This is a genomic window from Saccharomonospora iraqiensis subsp. paurometabolica YIM 90007 (assembly GCF_000231035.2).
In the GTDB taxonomy this organism is placed as follows: domain Bacteria; phylum Actinomycetota; class Actinomycetes; order Mycobacteriales; family Pseudonocardiaceae; genus Saccharomonospora; species Saccharomonospora paurometabolica.
Window position 1 is genome coordinate 1 of sequence record NZ_KI912231.1, and the last position, 1,973, is coordinate 1,973.

General features: G+C 73.6%; 2 protein-coding genes and 1 pseudogene. 1 reads left to right on the forward strand and 2 read right to left on the reverse strand.

Going from position 1 to position 1,973, the window contains the following annotated elements; all coding sequences use genetic code 11:
* The coding region (locus tag SACPADRAFT_RS0210400; protein WP_007027437.1) for a hypothetical protein at positions 1 to 1,056 on the reverse strand (1,056 nt) is incomplete at its 3' end.
* Positions 1,057 to 1,161: 105 nt separating this feature from the next.
* Here SACPADRAFT_RS0210400 and cysC point away from each other — a divergent pair.
* On the forward strand, positions 1,162 to 1,767 hold the full coding sequence (gene cysC, locus SACPADRAFT_RS0210405; RefSeq protein ID WP_007027438.1) for an adenylyl-sulfate kinase: 606 nt from the start codon (positions 1,162 to 1,164) through the stop codon (positions 1,765 to 1,767).
* A gap of 90 nt (positions 1,768 to 1,857) precedes the next feature.
* Here the strand turns inward: cysC and SACPADRAFT_RS31445 are convergent.
* Positions 1,858 to 1,973, reverse strand: a pseudogene (locus SACPADRAFT_RS31445) (xanthine dehydrogenase family protein subunit M); the annotation flags it as partial.

Genomic DNA, 1,973 nt, shown 5'->3' on the forward strand with positions numbered 1-1,973 from the left:
CTCCGGTGCCGGCGGCGTCTCCCGGGCGAGTCCGGCCAGCGCGTCGAGCGCGATGTCGAGCAGTTCCGCCTCGTCGACCCGGCCGTCGGGGCTGCCCGGCACGGGGGACGGGCCGGTCCCGGTGTCCGCGGGCGGGGACGGGATCAACTCGTCCGGATCGCCCACCACCCGGTATCCGGCGTCGGCGATCTCCCGGACGAACCGCAGCGCGGTGTCGTGGGCCCAGTCGTGCGCCTCCGGCGGCAGCACCGGACGGGCGCCGCCGTCCCGGTGTGCCAGGATCCGCTCGACGAGGTGCTCCTTGACGAAGCCGGAGTAGCGCGGCCAGTCGAGCTCGTGCACGACCCGCTCGTTGAGCCTGCGGAGCAGTTCGGTCTCGCCGGTGCCGAGCGAGAAATTGTGCAACCCGATCCCGGTGTGCAGTCCGGTGGTGTCCACCCCGAGCACCGACGCGAAGCGGTCCCACAGTGTCCCCGTCGACGCGCCCCGGGGCACGGTCACCACGTGGACGCGCTCGGGCGGCAGGGTTCCCGCCCACGTGCGCAGCACCCGGGGCAGGTCCTGGTAGTCCCAGAAGAGCCTGCTGACGTCGTTCAGTTCCGGCACCCGCACCGCGTCGAGGAACTCGGCGTATCCGGTGGTGTGCCGGGTCTTGACGTTCTCCTGCCACACGGACGGCACCTGCCGGGAGAAGTCGCGGGCGGTGCACACCACGTGCAGCTCGGCGAAGTGGAGCGCGTCGCGCACCCGCGCGGCCTCGTGCGGGCTCGCGGGCGCGAGCAGTTCCGTGGAGAACACCGCGTCGCCGTGCCAGGTCCGGAGCCGTTCGACCAGTTGGTCCCAGGATCCCGCGACCCCGGGTTCGTCCCACTGCCGGTACCGGTCCGCGTGGACGTCCATCACGGCGCGGTGCTGGGCGATCGGATCCTCACCCGGGTACAGCAGCCCCCGTTCCGCCAGCGACTCCCGGTGGTGCCACATCAGCTCCTGCAGCGAGGTCGTCCCGGTCTTGGGCAGGCCGACATGAAGGTACACACGGTGCGTCGCGGGGCTCATGGGTGCGTGATCGTAGCGTCTCCACCTCACCGCCGGTGCGTTCCCCGGTCGTGGGACGATGCGCGGCGTCGAAGCACCGCAGCCCCGCCGCACCGAGGAGGAACGATGCGACCCACACCGGCCGAGGTCCTGACCCGTGGCGTGACGGTCTGGTTGACCGGACTGTCGGGTGCGGGGAAGTCCACCGTGGCCGGGGCGGTCGCCGAGGCGGTGCGGGAGGTGGCCGAGGTCGAGGTCCTCGACGGTGACGAGGTGCGGCGCACGCTCTCCCGCGACCTCGGATTCTCCGCCGCCGACCGGGACGAGCAGGGCAGGCGGGTCGGGTACGTCGCCGAGCTGCTGTCCCGACACCGGGTGCTGACCCTGGTGCCGGTGATCGCGCCGTACGCGCACACCCGGGAGGCGGTGCGCGGCCACCACCGGCGGCACGGCACCGCCTTCGTCGAGGTGTTCGTGTCCACCCCGCTGGCGGAGTGCGCCCGCCGTGACCCGAAGGGCCTCTACGCCCGGCACGCGGCGGGGGAGATCCACGGCCTCACCGGTGTGGACGACGTGTACGAGGAACCCGACGCGCCGGACCTGCGGCTGGACACCCGTGGACTCTCCGCCCGGGCCGCGGCCGCGGAGATCCTGTCGCTGCTGCACACCCGCGGCCACCTCACCGCACTCCCCGACCTCGGCGACCGGACCGCGGAACCGGCCGCCTCCTGAGCGGTTCCCCGCCCCGGTGCCGTGCGGGGCACATTTCCTGCGTCACACGCAAGGAATGTGCCCCGCACGGCCACCCCGGACGGCGGCGGGTCAGGAGCGGGCGCGGGTGAGGGCCCGGCCGGTGAGGACACGGGCCAGGTGGCGGCGGTAGTCGGCGGTGGCGTGCGGCTCGTCCACCGGGTTGGTGCCCTCGGCGGCCAGCCGGG